General features: G+C 64.1%; 2 protein-coding genes and 1 pseudogene. All 3 read left to right on the forward strand.

The window, feature by feature from the left end:
- Positions 1–4: 4 nt before the first annotated feature.
- Positions 5–232, forward strand: a pseudogene (locus tag VMD50_RS11895) (ATP-binding protein); the annotation flags it as partial.
- 101 nt (positions 233–333) lie between these two features.
- Positions 334–1,026, forward strand: a complete 693-nt coding sequence (locus VMD50_RS11900; protein WP_325427953.1) for an SDR family oxidoreductase — start codon at positions 334–336, stop codon at positions 1,024–1,026.
- Between the two features lie 256 nt (positions 1,027–1,282).
- On the forward strand, positions 1,283–2,092 hold an 810-nt coding region (locus VMD50_RS11905), incomplete at its 3' end, for an adenylate/guanylate cyclase domain-containing protein (RefSeq protein ID WP_325427954.1).

Consider the following 2,092-nt stretch of genomic DNA (forward strand, 5'->3'; position numbering starts at 1 on the left):
TCGGATGACCGCAGCGACCGCGTGCCGCACGTGTGGCACCGAGCCGCGTGAGGGTGCGCGATTCTGCGACGGTTGTGGTGCACCGTTTACCGAGCATGACGTCCCTGCGGAGTACAAGCAGGTCACCGTTCTGTTCGCCGACGTGGTGCACTCGATGGACATCGCTGCAGCCGTCGGTGCAGAGCGGCTGCGGGAGATCATGACCGATCTCGCCGACCGCTGCGCGGCGGTCTAATTGACTTTCAGGCCGATCTACAGTCCGTACACCTGGTGGGCTTGTACATCGGGGACTACATTGCGCCTCGCGCAAATCACTTCCAAAGGGGGGAAGCCATGAAGATTGTCGTGATTGGTGGCACAGGTGTCCTGGGGTCAAAGGTGGTCAACAAACTGAGGGACCACGGCGACGAGGCGGTGGCAGCATCGCCCAAGACTGGCGTCAACACAATTACCGGGGAAGGACTTGCTGACGCTCTAAACGGAGCCGACGTGGTCGTTGACGCATCCAATTCGCCCTCATTCGATGACGATCCGGCGATGGAGTTCTTCACCAGATCGACCACCAACTTGCTCGCTGCCGCGAAGGCCGCAGGCGTCAAGAACTACGTCGCGATGTCGATAGTTGGTTCCGACCGCACCCAGGAAAGCGGCTACATGCGGGCGAAGGTCGCCCAGGAGAAGCTGATAACCGAATCCGGTCTGCCTTACTCGATCGTGCGGGCCACCCAGTTCGCCGAGTTCGCCGACGCGATCACAGAGTCGATGGTGGTCGGTGACGAGGTGCGCGTACCGGACGCGCTGATCCAGCCCATCGCCTCCGCAGACCTTGCAACCGAGGTCGCCCGTGTCGCCGAAGGCGAACCGCTGGACGGCATTAAGGAAGTTGGAGGGCCTGAGAAAATCTCGTTCGAGCAGATGGCCCGCGAGTCCTTGGCCCGCCACGGCGACAACAGGCGTGTCGTTGTCGATCCCCAGGTTGGCTACTTCGGGGCACCGCTCGCCAGGGACAGCCTTGTGACCGCATGAGTTGTGCCAGTTGTGCCACCGATTCCGGGCGCAAGCGCCGCAAACTGGGCGCTGAAGGCGGTTGCGCTGCCTGACCAGTCACTATGCTGCGCACTTCAAGCATAGCAGCGAATTGCATTTGGATAGCTCGACCCGATTTTCGGCGGGGAGAGAGGCCCTGATTTGCTTGGGGTGTCCGCCGCCAAGCGGCGAAGGGGACCACCCCCAGGCACCGATCCACGAGGTCGGAGCGTGTCGATTGTGAGATTCTGCTGGGGTGTCCGCTACTGCGGCGGCTGCTCCTTCGGGGGTGGTGACGTTCCTGTTCACCGATGTGGAGGGGTCGACCCGTCGGTGGGAGAAAGACGCGGACGGCATGCGGATCGCCCTCGCCGCCCACGACGAGGTGTTGCGTTCGGCGATCGAGGCGTATGGCGGCTTCATGTTCAAGCACACCGGTGACGGTGTGTGCGCGGCATTCTCGTTACCAAGGGCAGCGGTGGATGCCGCCATAGCCGCGCAGCGCAAACTGGAATTACCCGTGCGGATGGGGCTGGCGACCGGCGAGGCCGAACTGCGCGACGGTGACTACTTCGGCGCGGTGCTGAATCGCGCTGCGCGGGTGATGGCCGCTGGACATGGTGGTCAGATCCTGCTGGCCGAGTCGACGGCGGGTCTGCTGAGCGGAGTGGATCTGCTGGATCTGGGGCCGCGACGGCTGCGGGATCTACCCACCCCGGTGGGGGTGTTTCAGGTGCGAGCGCCCGGCCTGCAGACGAACTTTCTGCCGTTGCGGGCGCTAGATGTAACGCCGGGGAACCTGCGGCCTGCGACCACCAGCTTCATCGGGCGCGAGTCCGAGGTCGCCGAGGTTCAAGCCGCGGCGAAGGCTCATCGGTTGGTGACATTGACCGGGGTGGGCGGGGTCGGCAAGACCCGCCTGGCGCTGGAAGTGGCGGGGCGGCTGGCCGACGAATTTCTTCTCCGGCGGTATGCGGTTCATAGGCAACGGCGATCACGACTGGGGCGACGGCACCATCTTGGTGCCGCTGATCCGCGTGTTGCTGCTGATCGCGGTGGTGGCCCT

This window comes from Mycobacterium sp., assembly GCF_035506235.1.
Classification (GTDB): domain Bacteria; phylum Actinomycetota; class Actinomycetes; order Mycobacteriales; family Mycobacteriaceae; genus Mycobacterium.